The sequence below is a fragment of the Natrarchaeobius halalkaliphilus genome, from assembly GCF_003841485.1.
In the GTDB taxonomy this organism is placed as follows: Archaea; Halobacteriota; Halobacteria; order Halobacteriales; family Natrialbaceae; genus Natrarchaeobius; species Natrarchaeobius halalkaliphilus.
In genome coordinates, this window is the sequence record NZ_REFY01000003.1 from 200,472 (window position 1) to 214,336 (window position 13,865).

Below are 13,865 nucleotides of genomic sequence, written 5' to 3' on the forward strand. Positions count from 1 at the left end.
TAGCGGCCGTCGAGCGTCGCGTTTTTCCCCTCCGGTCGAGTGCGTTCAGCTATGCAGGTACACGTCGTCGGTGACGATCCGGTCCGCGAGGCCGTCGTCGCCGCGCTGGGAGACGTCGATGTCGACATCACTGACGGCACGCCAGACGACCTCGTCGAGGCCAGATTCGCGGTCGTCAGCGACGTCGCCGGCTCGAGTACGTTCGAGCGGGCAAACGAGGCTGCACGCGCCGGTGGAACGCCGTGGATCGCCGTCGAGATCGGCGGCGTCGGCGGTCAGCCGATCTCGACGGTCGATGCCGCTATCACTGGGTTTGCTCCTCGAAGCGGTTGTTTCGAGTGTCTGTCCGCGCGCGTCGCCGCGAACGATCCGGAGTCCACAGAGCGGCCGTCGGCCGATCGATCGACAGCCCGTCTCGCCGGTGCGCTCGCGGGACGGGAGTGCGTGGGCGTCCTCTCCGGCGACGAGCGATCGGTGATCGGCCACGTCGTCGAACTTCCGTACAGACGCCGCCGAATCCTTCCCGTTCCGAGATGTGACTGTGATGAAGACGGCCGGGATCGGGAACTCGAGCGCGACGACGAGGTGCTCGATCTCGAAACGGCGGTCGAGCACGTCGAGACGGCCATCGACGACCGGGTCGGCATCGTGTCCAGTATCGGTGAGATCGAGTCCTTTCCAGCGCCGTACTACCTGGCGACGAACGCGGATACGAGCGGGCTCAGCGACGCGAGTGCCCCGACACAGGCCGCGGGCGTCGCTGACGACTGGAACGCCGCGCTGATGAAGGCCGTGGGCGAGGGTCTCGAACGCTACTGTGGTGGCGTCTACCGCGACTCCGAGTTCGTCCACGCGAGCGAACGGGACCTCGAGAGCGTGATCTCGCCGTCCGCGCTCGTCCGTCCAGACGACGCGCCAGCGTACGACCCGGATGCGGAGCATCGGTGGGTTCCGAGCGAAAACCTCCTGACGGGCGAATCGGTTCACCTTCCCGCCGCAGCGGTTCAGTTCCCTCAGCCGGGCGACCGGCTCGTTCCGGCGATCACGACCGGACTCGGACTCGGATCCTCGAGCGTCGGTGCGCTCCTGTCGGGCCTGACAGAGGTCGTCGAACGCGACGCGACGATGCTCGCGTGGTACTCGACGTTCGATCCGCTCGGGCTCGAAGTCGACGACCCCACGTTCGACACGCTCGAGCGCCGGGCACGAAGTGAGGGGCTGACTGTAACGCCGTTGCTCGTCACACAGGACATCGACCTCCCGGTCGTCGCGGTCGCCGTCCACCGGGATCCGTCCGAAAGCGCCCCCGACGAAATCGGTTCGAGCGACGACGCCTGGCCAGCGTTCGCGGTCGGCTCGGCGGCGGATCTCGACGGGACGAGCGCAGCGACGGCGGCGCTCGAAGAAGCGATACAGAACTGGATGGAGCTACGAAACCTCGGACCGGACGACGCGGACGACGCCTCCGGTGCGATCGGTACGTATGCCTCCTATCCTGCGGGGGCTCGTTCGTTCGTCGACACGGACCGGACGATTTCTGCGGACGAGGTCGGCCCCGACCCCACCCCGACCGGCGTGGAGGCACTCGAGGCGGTCGTCGAGCGAGTGAACGACGTCGGGCTGACGCCGTATGCGGCCCGGCTGACGACTCGCGACGTGGAGGCGATCGGCTTCGAAGCCGTCCGTGTCGTCGTCCCCGGCGCACAACCGCTCTTTACCGGCGAGGCCTTCTTCGGTGAGCGAGCGCGATCAGTCCCGGAAACGATGGGCTTCGAGACACGGCTCGAGCGGCCGTTCCATCCCTATCCATGACCGACGACCCGCGCGGCGGTCAGGGTTCAGGCGGTTTGCTGGTTTCGCTTCGGGGATCCATCCCTCACTCGTCTGCTTCTGATCCGTTCGTCCCTGGATCGTCTGAATCGGCCGTATCGTCCTCAACATCCTCCTCGTCTGGAGGAGTGGGGGTTTCGTTTGCCGCGCCGTCGACGTCCCCTCGGTGGACGTCGAGAACGAGGTCGTCGTCGTAGATCCAGATCAGGACGAGTTCGGTTTCGGGGGTGATCGTCACCTCCCGGACGTCCGCCTGTTCCTCGCCGTCGGCACCGAACTTGACGACGCGAAGGCTCTGGCGAGTCGCCTCGAGGTGCGGGGGGATGACGCTGTCTCCGCCGGTCACCGAGTAGCCTTCGTCGTAGGTCTGGCGGTTCGTTTCGTGTTCGTAGGCCTGAAGTTGAACGTTGTAGTACTGGTCCGCTTCGCTGTAGATCTCGATCGGAACGATGCCCTGGACGCCCCCCTCGAAGTGGTCTTGGACACCTTCGAGACAGCCTGCGAAGGAGATCGCTACGAGGGCGCCTGCTGACTGGAGTACTCTCCGGCGGTTCACACGCGCTGCTCGGTGCTCGATGAACGTATGCGTTACCGATTCGATCCTCTCCGTTATAACCGACCCGCACGTAGCTGCAGAGGATGCCTGAAGACGAGATGATCGGTGATCCGATCGACATTCTGCTGGTCGAGCCAAACCCCGGTGACACCCGTCTTTTTACGGAAACGTTCGAGGAAGCGAAAGTGATGAACGCGGTTCACGACGTTTCTAGCGGAGAGGACGCCCTCGATTTCGTTCACCAACGCGGTGCGTACGAAGATTCGCCCCGCCCGGACGTTATCCTGTTGGATCCACAGCTGCCCGGAAAGAGCGGAATGGACGTCCTGGCCGAACTGAACGACGATCCCGAGTTGTGCGAGACCCCCGTCGTCGTTCTTACGAGCTCCGAAGTAGGAGAGAAAATAATCAGATCACACGGTCTCGAGGCCGACACCTATATTCAGAAACCGGTCGAGGTCGGAGAGTTCGTCGAATTCGTCCAGTCGATCGAGGACTTCTGGCTCGCGTTCGTTCAACAGCCAACCGACCGATAGGATCGCCGTCATCCGTCTACGAGGTCGTCCAATCGGTCGAAGTACCGGTCGCGAGGAACCTGATATCGCTCGCGGTAGTCTACCTCCCCGTCTGCGAACCGTCGAGCGAGATCGATCGCGTGCTCGAGTGCGTCCGCTCGCGTCGAAAACCGGGCCGATCCGTCGACGGTGACGTCCGGTTCGAGATAGAACGTGACGAACCAGTCGTCACCGGCAGTGGTGTCCGTCGGGTTCCGTCCGGGACGGCGCGTTCGTCGGCCGTGAGTCAGATACAGCGTCGGAAGGCAGGCGGCGGGAAACGCCTCGCCGTTGAAGACGTCCGGTCGGTAGGCGAGGACGAGCCGCCCGTCTTCGCCTTCGGACCAGACCACCCAGCCGTCCGGAACCACCGTCTCGTCGGTCATCGTTTCGCTTTCTGTCTGACGTGAACGTTCTCGACTCCCGTCTCTGGATACTGTCCGTCGTCGTCTTTCTCGACGGCTTTGACCATGTCCCAGACGACGTTCAGTCCGGTCGTGACGCCCTCGAGCGCCTCCATCTCACAGCCCGTTTTGCCGGTCGTTTCGACGGCGACCTCGAGTTCGATCCGCGCTTCTGACAGCGAGAATTCGGTATCCACGTTCGTAATCGGGATCTGATGGCACATCGGAATCGTCTCCCAGGTGTGTTTGACGGCCTGAATCGCACCGATTCGAGCGGTCGCGAGGACGTCTCCCTTGCCGACTTGATCCTCGCGAATCGCGTCGATCGTCGAGGGCCGGAGGTGGATCTCACCGGCGGCGACTGCCCGGCGTTCGCTGTCGGGTTTCTGGCCGACGTCGACCATCTGAACGTCACCGTCGTCCGTCGTGTGCGTGAGATCGTTCGCACTCGAGTCCCCGAACTCGTCACCGCCTTCGCCGTCGTCCGCCGGTTCTCGAGCGCCGTCACTCATCGGCGTCACCCCACAGCGCTGCCGGAATTTCTGCGAGCATATCCGACGCGAGGAACCCCTCGTGTTTAGTTTCAGCGAGTCGCTCGCCGGCGATACCGTTGACGCGAGCGCCGGCGGCCGCGGCCTCGAGCGGATCGGCGTGGTCGAGTAACGCTGCGACGATTCCGGCGAGCAGGTCGCCGGTTCCGCCGACGCTCATCCCAGTCGTCCCCGACCGATTGATCCGCGTGCGCTCGCCGTCGGTAACTACGTCGTCCGCCCCTTTCGCCAACACGACGTGACCGAGATCGGCCGCGAACGATTCGATCTCGTCGACAGCCTCACCAATCGAGTCAGTGGCGGGCCCACCCATTCGTTCGAGTTCGCGTCGGTTCGGCGTACAGACGAGCGTCGCCTCGGTCTCGACTTCGGTGACGACCGCGAGCGCGTCCGCGTCGACGACCGCGGGACCCGTATACGACGAGAGGAATCGTCGGGTCGCCTCGAGCGTCTCGTCGGCGGTACCGAGGCCGGGGCCGAGCACGACGACGTCGTCGTATCGCTCGGCGGTCTCGACGAGGTCGTCGACCCGTGCCGTCGTCAGGCGATCGCTCTCGTAAGGCTGGACGATGAGGTCCTCGCTGTACCCCTGAATCTCGCCGGCGATCGAATCGGGTGCGGCGACGAACGACAGCTCAGCGCCGGCACGCAAAGCGGCCTGGGCCGCGAGAGCGGGCGCACCGGTGTAGGGGCCACCGCCGATGACGTACGGTCGTCCCTCGCGACCGGCGGGACGGGCGAGGTCGACGTCCCCGGGCCCGACGAACCGTTCGGCTGCAGCAGGAATGCCGATGTCAGCGACGGTGACGGTCGCCTCGAGAGCCTCGAGTCCTGGCTTCGTATCGTGAAAGGTGACGACGTGATCGGCGCTGACGGCGTCGTCGGAGTGATCGCCGCCGTCCGCGTCGAATCCCGACGGAACGTCGACCGAGACGACGGTCGCATCCGCGGCGGTGATCGCTCGAGCAGCGGTCGCCGCTGGCTCGCGAAGATCGCCGGCGATCCCCGTTCCGAGTATCGCGTCGACGACCACGTCCACCGTCGGCAACTCGAGGTTTTGGGAGTCGGTGACGACGCGCGTCTCGTACGCCGCTTCCTCGAGTGCGTCCCAGTTCTCTCGGGCGATTTCGGTGCCGATCGTCTCGGGACGACCGAGCAAAAGCGTTCTCAGGTCGAACTCGTCCAGAAACCGGGCGGCGACGAACCCGTCACCGCCGTTGTTTCCGCGGCCGGAGACGATCGCGACGCTCGAGCCCGGTTCGGCCACCTCCCGGACCACACGGGCGACGGCGTTTCCGCTCGATTCCATCAACTGTCTTCGCGGAACACCGAGCGCGGCGGCGTTTTCGTCGACAGCGCCCATCCGCTCGCCTGTGATCATAGGCGCAGATACATCTGCTGGTGCGTTAAGCCTGGGGGATTTCGCCGGCTGTCGGCCGGCCGACGACACCGAGCGCCACTCACACTCCCCGGTAGATCGGTCGACTAGTATCTGACCTCGAATCCGTCCTCGCTCCGTGGCTGTTCGTATTCGACGTCGACGTCGTCTACGATGGCCGCCTGGCTCCCCTCGTGACACCACTCGACCATCGATTCGACGGCATCCCCGGGCCCCTCGAAAACCGCCTCGACGCGCCCGTCATCGAGGTTTCGCACCCAGCCATCGATACCGTGGTCGCGAGCCGTGTCTCGAGTCGTTGCGCGGTAGAAGACACCTTGTACCGTCCCCGAAATGAACACGTGTGCGCGAGTTCGCTCGCTCATGGGCAAATCGGATGCGCGGAGTCATCAAAAATCCCCACCGTCTATCGCTCGGCAGACGGTTGGCTGACAGACGCCGTGCGAGAGTTACACACGCGACGTACTCCCCAGATCCATCCGTAAGCGAATACGTCGGTGAGCGACGGCGTCGCTGGCGACGAAACGGTTCGTTCGAGATGCGGTGGACTCAGTCGCCAGTTCGGAGATGGTGGAAAATGTACGTCTGAGCGTATCCTGCGTACTCTCCGCCGAGTCGCTCACGGATAGCCCGCGACGTCGTCGCGTACGAACCACGGTCGCAGTCCGGATAATACTCCTCGATGGCGGATTTGATCCAGGTATCGAGGGGAACTGCTTGCGTGAACTCGAGCGAAAAGAGGAGCACACAGTCTGCGACCTTGTCTCCGACGCCGACGAATCGCGTCAGGTACTCGCGTGCTTCCTCGTAAGGGAGATTACGTGCCTCGGCCGGATGTGCGTCGCCGCTTGCAACCATCTCCGCCGTTCGAACGACGTACGGTGCGCGATAGCCGAGCCCGAGCGCTCGAAGTTCGGCTTCGGTCGCACGAGCAAGTCGGTCCGGCGTTGGAAAGGCGTGATAGGTTCGTCCGTCGAAGGCGATTTCGTCACCGTACTCACGAGCGAGCGTCGTCACCATCGAGTGGATTCGACTCACGCGCATCTGGGCCGAACAGATGAACGAGATCAACGTCCCAAAGAGCGGGTCGGAGACCAGCCGCATTCCACGATGGGCGTCGTAGGCCGTCTCGAGCAACCGATCGTCCGGGGCGGCCTCGATGATCGCCTCGAGGTCGTCCTCGAGACACAGGAGTCGGCTGACGGTTCGGTGGGCGTCCATCGTCGACTCCCACTCGAGGCGGTCGTCGTGACGGCGGACCCGGATCACCGTTCCGTCGACGACGGTCGTATACCACGCGTCCGGCGCGGGTTCGCCGCCGTACATTTCGCCGTCCTCGCGTCGCCAGAGGTAACTCTGGCCGCTCTCGAGCGTTCGATAGAGATCGAAACCACCGGACAGGTCGTCTATTGGGATCGTTCCCGACTCCATTCGTCCGCACCTTCGGGGCTGCGGGCTTGGGGCTTTCGAACTCGAGTGTGCGTGCCTCCGAGCCAGCTCATCTCAGGACCGAGGCGAACCTTCATACTGGAGGCGACGTATGGTCTATGCATGAACTGCAGGGTCGTCGTCGAGGCTGCCGTGCCGGTATTCGACGTAGGGACGGAAGACGAGGCGATCCGAATCGCCATCTCGAAGACGGGCGAGATGCTGAACCCTGATCTGAACTACGTGGAGATCGATATGGGCGAGCGGACGTCACCCTCCGGTGAGGAACTTCCACCGGCGTTCATCGCGGCCGACGAAGCGCTCGTCGCACTGGAACTCGAGATGACCGTGTTCAACGTCGAACGCGAGGAACACGCCTCGCGTATCGCCAGAAAGGAGATCGGTCAGCGACTCGAGAACATTCCGCTCGAAGTCATCGACATCGACGTTATCGAAGACGAGGATACCGATGGCGATACCGACGACGAAGACGAGACCGTCGATGACGCCGAAGACTCCGACGACGATCCCGCCGATGAGGATGATTCTTCGCAATCGGAGACAACGGACGAGGAGTCGTCGGACGAAATCCTTCCGGAGTTCGAAGACCTCGTCGAGTAGGCGTTTTTGGTACGCTCTCGGCTCAGTGTTCTTCTCCTGCGTGTCAGTACGGTCGGCTCCACCAGTCATACTGTCGCTGTACGGTACTGACCAACACCAGTCGTCACTATCGGAGTCGATCGTCTCGAGAATACGTCGCGTTTTTCAGTCAGCAGTAGCGGCGACGACTTCCTGCTCGTCGTCACGCATATTGGTCGTGATTCCACCGGCGATCGCAAAAACGGCAGCCTTATGATCTGTTTTCGATTTGTGAATCGATGTCGGCCGAATACCGAGAGATTCGTACTCCTCGAGGTCGATCTGACAGTTGTTCCACTCCGCACACTGGTTCGATACCTCCGCGAGAAGGCCGTGAAGGTGAATGAGCTCCTGTTTCTTCATAACCATGCAGTCCTACCCACTGCAGGGTTATATTATTATCTTGAGTCGCGTTACCACACGGGCAGTCGATCCGGGTACGACGGTCAGCATCGCTTACCTGATCGAAGCGACTGCATACTCGTTCGTCTCGCGAGCTCCCCGATTCGTCTCGCTCGCCTGGTCGGCGTAATATCTGATTTATTCCGTCAATATATTGTTTCGGACATACAAACAGGTTATCGATCGCGTTACCCGAGTTGTTTCAGCGTCTGGAGATCGCGATCGGTCCGCATAAACTCGCCGGTGCGACGGGACGCGTGACAGTTCGGACAGTGAAACATACCCGTTGACTCGGGGAGTTCAGAGGGAGAGACCTGCCAGTCTTTTGCACACTCGGGACACAACAGTCGAACGGTCGTTTCGTCCATGACACTCAGTTACACACCAGACGTCAAAAGCTTTGTCGCACTCACGAACAGCGGCGTGGTAACAGCTAACCAGTCGTTGCCCCGTCGTCCGTATCGTAGCCCTCGACTACGTCAGGCTGGTGCCGCTGAGTCGGACGCCTCGAGCAGTTCCTTGTACCGGTTCCGAATAGTGACTTCGGAGATGCTCGCGACCTGGCTGACCTCGTTCTGGGTGACCTTCTCGTTGGTCAACAGCGCGGCGGCGTAAACGCCGGCCGCCGCGAGACCGACGGGGGACTTGCCGCTGTGAACCCCCTCGTTACGGGCGGAATCGAGCAGTTCACGGGCCATTCGTTCGGTTTCGTCGGAGAGATCGAGATCACTGACGAATCGGGGCACGTAGCTTTCCGGATCGGCGGGTTTGACCTCGAGGCCGAGTTCGCGGATCACGTACCGGTACGTTCGCGTCAACTCCATCTTGTCGACGCGGGAGACGGCCGAGATCTCGTCGAGACTTCGCGGAGTGCCGGCCTGGCGGGCGGCGGCGTACAGCGACGACGTCGCCACGCCCTCGATCGACCGGCCGGGAAGCAGGTCCTCCTCGAGGGCGCGGCGGTAGATGACGCTGGCAGTTTCGCGGACGTTCTCGGGGAGGCCGAGCGCGCTGGCCATGCGGTCGATCTCGCCGAGCGCCTGTTTGAGGTTGCGCTCTTTGCTATCGCGAGTTCGGAAGCGCTCGTTCCAGGTGCGCAGGCGCTGCATCTTCTGGCGCTGGCGGCTCGAGAGGGACTTGCCGTAGGCGTCTTTGTCCTGCCAGCCGATGTTGGTCGAGAGCCCCTGATCGTGCATCATGTTGGTGGTGGGAGCACCGACGCGGCTCTTGCTGTCCTTTTCGGCGGAGTCGAAGGCGCGCCACTCGGGACCGCGATCGATCTCGTCTTCGTCGACGACGAGGCCGCACTCGGCACAGACGGTTTCGCCGTGTTCGTCGTCGCTGATTACGCGACCGCCACACTCGGGGCACCGCTCGCGTTCGTCGACGTCCGTCGATTCGGTTTCGTCTTCCGGTCGTTCGTTCGTATAGGTTCGAATTCGAGTATCGGTCATGGTGTGTTGGGTGAGTTACTCGGGGCTCCCGGGTGGGGGAACCAGAAGAAACCCGGTCGCCTCGGCTAACGTATAGTTAGCACCAAGGGCTTATAACTGTGTCGCTTACTTTATAAACTCGTCGGCAAATGAGTTATATGTGTTCCGGTATATTTTTATTAATCATGTACTCCATCTCGTCCTCAGTGTTTCGGTTATTTGATCGTCGTCTCTGCCGGTGCGAACGCTTTTCGGACGCTCGAGCGAACGTCGAGACATGACCGTTCAGTTCGGTGCGGTAACAATCGAGTGGCTTGGTCTCGGTACCGTTCGTCTCGAGGGGGAGACCGGCGTCGTTATCTACGTCGATCCCGGTCCGGAGGAGTACGGAATTCTCGACGGATACCGCCCCCGTGACGGAGATCTAGTTCTCGTCTCTCACGGCCACCACTACGATCCCGACTCGATTCGTCGCGTCGCACACGAGGAGGCGATCGTCGCGGTACACAACTCGATCGACGTTCGCGAACTCGATCACACCGACGAATCCCCCGAAACGCTCCCGTTCGTCGTCGAACGGGTCGGCGCGGACGAGTCGTTCGTCCTCGGTCCGCTCGATCTGTTCACGACGCCAGCGTACAATGATCCCGCTGGATCGCACACCGACGAACGCGGAGCGCCGTACCACCCCGAAGGAGACGGATGTGGGTTCGCGGTCACCGTCGACGGCGTCTCCGCGTTCTGGCCCGGCGATACGGACGCACTGGCGTATCACGAAAACCTGGATATCGATCTCTTCGTCCCGCCGATCGGCGGGACGTTCACCATGGACCGCCACGAAGCCGCGGAATTGGCTGCAGCGATCGCTCCCGATCTCGTCTTGCCGATCCGCTACGACACGTTCGAGGAAATCGCCGCGGACGAGGCAGCGTTCGTCGTCGACGTCGCACGACGGGGGGTTCCCGTGGTCCTCGACGATCAACCGGACTCAGTCCCTGAACGGCCCGGACGGCCCTAGATGACGCCCATCTCGTCCAGTCGCTCGGGCAGGTAGGTGTCGGTCACGAAGTCCAGTCCGTGTGAAGCCAGTGACTGCTGTTCGGACTTTTTCTCGATTTCGAGCTGGAGTTCGATCTGTTCTTCCCAGTACTCGGTCTGGAATCGCGGATCCTCGAGTTCGCTCTCGAGGGCGTTGACGTCCGAATCCGAAAGAGGGTCAGTCGGGAGGTCGTACTCGACGATATCCGCGGGCTGAATGCCGATATACTGTGCTTCGGGTGTCGCGAGGTACTCGGAGAGATGGGCCGACTTGATCGACCCGTACGCGACCGAACCGTAGATGCGATACGACCACGGGTCGCCGTCAGCGAACACCAACACGGGGAGATCGAGTTCGTCGTGAAGCCGTTTGGTTATCCGTCTCGTCGCCCGCGCGGGCTGGCCCTTGAGGTGGACGAGCAGCGCGTTGTATTCGTCGTCGAAGCCGTTCTCGACCAGCCGATCGCGCATTCCGCCGGTCTCGACCGCGAGAATAAAGTCCGCCTCGGAGCCGAGGAACTCGATCGTATCGGGGTTGTTCGGGATCTGGTATCCCCCCTCTCCGACGTCCTCCTGGCAGTGGATCTCTCGTTCCCCGCGACGGGTCTGCTCGCGCAGGTGTAGCGGCCCCATGATCGTCGCGCCCGACTCCTCGGGACGCATGTGGAAATCCTCGCGGGTGACGCCCGAGACGATTTCCAGGTCCTCGATCAGACCGTTCGATTCGTCCTGGTCCGAGAACTGGGCCTCCTTGTTGTCCCAGCTTTCGGAGAGGTAATACAACTCACGCAGCGTCGACGAGCGATCCTGTTCGAGCTGATTCGCGAGGAACTCGATCGTATAGACCGCCTTGAGCAACTTTCTGGCACCTCGGACGGAGTTCGCTGATCTGGTCGACTCGCGGTCGCCGTAGACCCAGACGCCCATCTCCTCGTCGTACTCGATGTTGTTTTTCGTCCGCGTCGGAACGGACATGTGGGGTATCTCGCCCAGTTCGAACTGATCGTAGAACTGCGCTGCGAGGTCGATTAGCTGTTCTCTGGCCTGCTGATCGCTGTCCGTACTCATTGTTTCACCGTAAGTTTCTCCGTTTCAACGCCCTGTACGTCCAGATCGAACGTCGCGTCCTCGGAAACGGCGTACTCGAGGGTCGCATCGTCGCCGCTTGGAACGTCAGCCTCCCACTTGATGAACCACTCGCCGTCCATCTCGACGACAGTCGCGCCGTCGCTTAGGCTCGTCGGCTCTGCCGTGACGATATCCGTGACCTCTACGGATTCGTTCGTACTCGAGTTGTTCTCGACGACGACCGACACCGTCCGTCCGTCTCCGTTCTCTTCGATCTCGCGTTCGACGAGGACGTTGTTCATGATCCGGGCGATCGCATCACCGATATCCGGTTCCTCGCGACCGGTAACCTCCGCGACCTTCTGGGCCATCTCCGGGAGGATCTCTCCGAGGACGTTCTGTTTCTTCCGGCGCTGTTGCATCGAGCGGCGCTTGTTGAGGTAGGTCTTTAACTCCCGGGCGGCCTCGCGGACCGCGAGTTCGATCTCGTCTTCGATCTCGGGAACGTTGGCGACGGCGTCTTTCGACTCGCTCGTGAACGGGACGTTCGTCGAGGCGACGTGGACCATGAGCACTGCGGGTCCGTTGGGAAGCCCGGAGCCGCCGGGCTGGTCGAGCCCGTAGTTGCGCCAGCCGATCGATCTGAGGACGTCGGTCGTCGCACAGGCCCCACGCTGGTAGACGAGCGGTACCCGGTTTGCAAACCGAAGTACGTCGACGCTTCCATCTGCCTCGAGTTCGCCTCCGTAGGCGATACCCGCTTCGACGATGAACGGATCGCCGCCGTGAACTTCGGCGTCCCGCGTCGACGACGCGTAGAAGTCCGCGTCGAACTCCTTTTCGAGACCTGCGGAGACGAGGTCGGCGGAGATCGGTGAAAGACACCGCGTCGGCGGTGCCATGATATCCGTCTCTCGCATCCCATCGACGAGATTGCTTACGGCATCACGATCGCTCTCGAGTTCTCGCACGAGCGGCGGATCGTCGGGAACGGTCGTCATCACCGCCCAGATCGCCTCGATGACGTTCTCCCGAGCGGTTTCACCGAACGCGACGTCGTCGTACTCCTCGGTTAGCTCTGCGGCCCTGTCGACGTACTCGCTGAGCGTTCGATGCGAGAGTCGGTGGCGAGCGTTCTCCTCGCGTTCGTCGTCGAACGTTCCTGCGAGACGCTGTGCGAAGGCGTAGACGATCTCGTCGTCCTTGCGCGTACTCGTCGCGTCGTCGACGAGCTCGTAGAGGTCAGAAGCGAGCCTCGAGTCGTTCTCGGATCCAGACGAGGCTTCGTCTTCGCCCGCCGCCTCCCCGTCGAACTCCGCCCCGTCGCCGGTCGCCACGGCGTCGATCAGCTCGAGCCAGACGGCTTCGACGGCGTTCTCACGGACTGTCTCCCCAAAGGCGGTTCCGTGATCCGCTTCGACGTCTTCGGCGGCCGAGTCGACGACGGCGGACAGCTCGTGGTGGGCGATCCTGTCGCGATCGTCGACGGCGGAGGAGATGGCGTCCGCGAAGGCGGCCGTGGCGTCCGCGCCTTTGTTCGCGGTCGCATCTTCGACGGTTTTCCGGAGATCGAAGTCCTCTCGAGTTTCGGGTGGTCGCCAGCGCATCTCCCGTCCGTAGTGGCGGTCGCGAAAGGCGTCGACAACCGAGTCGGCCGTCTTCTTTCCGACTCTTGTGAACTCCTCCTGGAGGAATCCCGACACGGTGTGAGAATCCGTCGCCGTGAGCATCTTCATCACGGTTCCGAGTTCGACGCCGTGGGGGTGCGGCCGAATCTCTTCGGTCTCTTCGGGAAGCTGGTCGGTCGCCCGCTCGAACTTGAACGCCGCGTTCGGCTCGCGCAACTCGAGGCGGGCGTGGGGGTTGACGACCGCCGTGTGCTTGATGTAATCGTGGAGCTGCTGGCGGGCGCGCATGTTGGCTTCCATCTCGAGTTCGATTCGCGTTCCGTGTGGCCGATCCCAGGACGTCGTCTTCTCGACGCTGATTTCGGGCTCGTTATCGTCCGTATCGACGATCAGTTCGAAGTATCGAGCCTCGCTCGATCCCTGGGTTCGACTCGTGATCTTCGCGGGCTTGCCGCTCGTGAGCTGAGAGTACAGAACCGCAGCGGAGATTCCGATCCCCTGTTGTCCGCGGCTTTGCTCGCGAACGTGAAACCGCGAGCCGTACAGCAGCTTCCCGAAGACTTTCGGGAGCGACTCCTTCGTCAGCCCCGGCCCGTTGTCCTCGACGATCAGGCGGTAGTAGTTTCCCTCTTCTTGAATCTCGACGTAGATATCCGGGAGAATTCCGGCTTCTTCTGCGGCGTCCAGAGCGTTGTCGACGGCTTCTTTGACAGCCGTGACGAGGCCCCGAGCGCCGCTGTCGAAGCCGAGCATGTGCTTGTTCTTTTCGAAGAACTCGGCGATCGAGATCGCCTGCTGGTTCTCGGCCAGCTCCTCGGCGATCCCCGGCTCTTCGCCGAGTGTCGACTGGAACGACGTCATTATCCCCTCATACTAACGGCGGGGCTAAAAGGTGTGCGTTACCGGAGTGAAAGTGAACCCCTCGCCCCACAAAG

Annotated in this window: 15 protein-coding genes; 4 read left to right on the forward strand and 11 right to left on the reverse strand. The window is 62.5% G+C overall.

Annotation, left to right across the window (positions count from 1 at the left end):
* Window positions 1–51: 51 nt before the first annotated feature.
* The gene (locus tag EA462_RS07920; protein WP_124178031.1) at window positions 52–1,812 is read left to right on the forward strand and encodes a YcaO-like family protein; all 1,761 of its coding nucleotides are present in this window, start codon (window positions 52–54) and stop codon (window positions 1,810–1,812) included.
* 64 nt (window positions 1,813–1,876) lie between these two features.
* Here EA462_RS07920 and EA462_RS07925 read toward each other — a convergent pair whose 3' ends face one another.
* Window positions 1,877–2,386: a hypothetical protein gene (locus EA462_RS07925; RefSeq protein ID WP_124178032.1), complete on the reverse strand. Its 510-nt coding sequence runs from the start codon at window positions 2,384–2,386 to the stop codon at window positions 1,877–1,879.
* 83 nt (window positions 2,387–2,469) lie between these two features.
* Here EA462_RS07925 and EA462_RS07930 point away from each other — a divergent pair, with 83 nt between their 5' ends.
* Entirely contained in the window at window positions 2,470–2,922 is a 453-nt protein-coding gene (locus EA462_RS07930) for a response regulator (protein WP_243641384.1), read from the forward strand.
* An 8-nt stretch (window positions 2,923–2,930) separates the two neighbouring features.
* Here the strand turns inward: EA462_RS07930 and EA462_RS07935 are convergent, their stop codons facing one another.
* The 5 genes from EA462_RS07935 to EA462_RS07955 all read right to left on the reverse strand — a co-directional run bounded on the left by EA462_RS07935 (window position 2,931) and on the right by EA462_RS07955 (window position 6,725).
* Window positions 2,931–3,326, reverse strand: a complete 396-nt coding sequence (locus EA462_RS07935; protein ID WP_124178033.1) for a DUF5820 family protein — start codon at window positions 3,324–3,326, stop codon at window positions 2,931–2,933.
* Complete coding sequence (moaC, locus tag EA462_RS07940) at window positions 3,323–3,856, reverse strand: cyclic pyranopterin monophosphate synthase MoaC (RefSeq protein WP_124178034.1); 534 nt, start codon at window positions 3,854–3,856, stop codon at window positions 3,323–3,325. The genes EA462_RS07935 and moaC overlap by 4 nt, the downstream gene beginning before the upstream one ends.
* The gene (locus EA462_RS07945; RefSeq protein WP_124178035.1) at window positions 3,849–5,276 is read right to left on the reverse strand and encodes an NAD(P)H-hydrate dehydratase; all 1,428 of its coding nucleotides are present in this window, start codon (window positions 5,274–5,276) and stop codon (window positions 3,849–3,851) included. Before EA462_RS07945 ends, moaC begins: the two co-directional genes overlap by 8 nt.
* A gap of 104 nt (window positions 5,277–5,380) precedes the next feature.
* The gene (locus tag EA462_RS07950; protein WP_124178036.1) at window positions 5,381–5,659 is read right to left on the reverse strand and encodes an acylphosphatase; all 279 of its coding nucleotides are present in this window, start codon (window positions 5,657–5,659) and stop codon (window positions 5,381–5,383) included.
* Window positions 5,660–5,843: 184 nt separating this feature from the next.
* A complete protein-coding gene (locus EA462_RS07955) occupies window positions 5,844–6,725 on the reverse strand; it encodes a DNA-3-methyladenine glycosylase family protein (protein ID WP_124178037.1) in 882 nt (293 codons plus the stop codon).
* Between the two features lie 120 nt (window positions 6,726–6,845).
* On the opposite strand from EA462_RS07955, the gene EA462_RS07960 reads away from it, so the two are divergent.
* A complete protein-coding gene (locus EA462_RS07960; RefSeq protein ID WP_124178038.1) occupies window positions 6,846–7,343 on the forward strand; it encodes a DUF555 domain-containing protein in 498 nt (165 codons plus the stop codon).
* A 144-nt stretch (window positions 7,344–7,487) separates the two neighbouring features.
* Here the strand turns inward: EA462_RS07960 and EA462_RS07965 are convergent, their stop codons facing one another.
* The 3 genes from EA462_RS07965 to EA462_RS07975 all read right to left on the reverse strand — a co-directional run bounded on the left by EA462_RS07965 (window position 7,488) and on the right by EA462_RS07975 (window position 9,217).
* Window positions 7,488–7,724, reverse strand: coding sequence for a UPF0058 family protein (locus EA462_RS07965; RefSeq protein ID WP_124178039.1), 237 nt, complete (start codon window positions 7,722–7,724; stop codon window positions 7,488–7,490).
* A gap of 227 nt (window positions 7,725–7,951) precedes the next feature.
* Window positions 7,952–8,131: a DUF7836 family putative zinc-binding protein gene (locus EA462_RS07970; protein ID WP_124178040.1), complete on the reverse strand. Its 180-nt coding sequence runs from the start codon at window positions 8,129–8,131 to the stop codon at window positions 7,952–7,954.
* A 111-nt stretch (window positions 8,132–8,242) separates the two neighbouring features.
* The gene (locus tag EA462_RS07975) at window positions 8,243–9,217 is read right to left on the reverse strand and encodes a transcription initiation factor IIB (protein ID WP_124178041.1); all 975 of its coding nucleotides are present in this window, start codon (window positions 9,215–9,217) and stop codon (window positions 8,243–8,245) included.
* A gap of 256 nt (window positions 9,218–9,473) precedes the next feature.
* Here EA462_RS07975 and EA462_RS07980 point away from each other — a divergent pair, with 256 nt between their 5' ends.
* A complete protein-coding gene (locus tag EA462_RS07980; RefSeq protein ID WP_124178042.1) occupies window positions 9,474–10,214 on the forward strand; it encodes an MBL fold metallo-hydrolase in 741 nt (246 codons plus the stop codon).
* Here the strand turns inward: EA462_RS07980 and EA462_RS07985 are convergent.
* Window positions 10,211–11,302 carry a DNA topoisomerase IV subunit A gene (locus tag EA462_RS07985; protein ID WP_124178043.1) on the reverse strand — a complete coding sequence of 364 codons (1,092 nt, stop codon included), beginning with the start codon at window positions 11,300–11,302 and terminating at the stop codon, window positions 10,211–10,213. The two genes, EA462_RS07980 and EA462_RS07985, sit on opposite strands and share 4 nt — an antisense overlap.
* Window positions 11,299–13,791 (reverse strand): DNA topoisomerase VI subunit B, encoded by a 2,493-nt coding sequence (locus tag EA462_RS07990; protein ID WP_124178044.1) that lies wholly within the window; start codon window positions 13,789–13,791, stop codon window positions 11,299–11,301. The genes EA462_RS07985 and EA462_RS07990 overlap by 4 nt, the downstream gene beginning before the upstream one ends.
* Between the last annotated feature and the right edge of the window lie 74 nt (window positions 13,792–13,865).